Origin of the sequence: Halomonas sp. ND22Bw (assembly GCF_003011945.1) — a bacterium.
GTDB classification, from domain to species: domain Bacteria; phylum Pseudomonadota; class Gammaproteobacteria; order Pseudomonadales; family Halomonadaceae; genus Halomonas; species Halomonas halophila.
Window position 1 is genome coordinate 1 of the sequence record NZ_PXWD01001021.1, and the last position, 266, is coordinate 266.

The following is a 266-nucleotide window of genomic DNA, read 5'->3' on the forward strand; positions in this document are numbered from 1 at the left end:
TGGTCACGTTATTGTAAATCAGGATGACCACCAGCCCGGCGAAGATAAACGCATCAATGCGTCCACGGCGTAAGAGGGGAAGGGTCAGCAGCGTCTCGCCGTGGCGGCGAGGCATAATGAACTCGTCATAGATCGCGTAAGCCAGAAGGGCAACAATAAACAAAACCAGTACGGTGTCCGTGACAGTCATTCATCCTCCAGATAAAAAAACCGGGGGCAAGCCCCCGGCGTATAACATAAAGCTTTACAGGCCCAACAGACCGACA

1 protein-coding gene is annotated in these 266 nt (G+C 52.6%); it reads right to left on the reverse strand.

Going from position 1 to position 266, the window contains the following annotated elements; all coding sequences use genetic code 11:
* Window positions 1-190 (reverse strand): DUF986 family protein (locus tag CVH10_RS21265; protein WP_146143232.1); only part of this gene is annotated, 190 nt, incomplete at its 3' end.
* Window positions 191-266 lie beyond the last annotated feature (76 nt).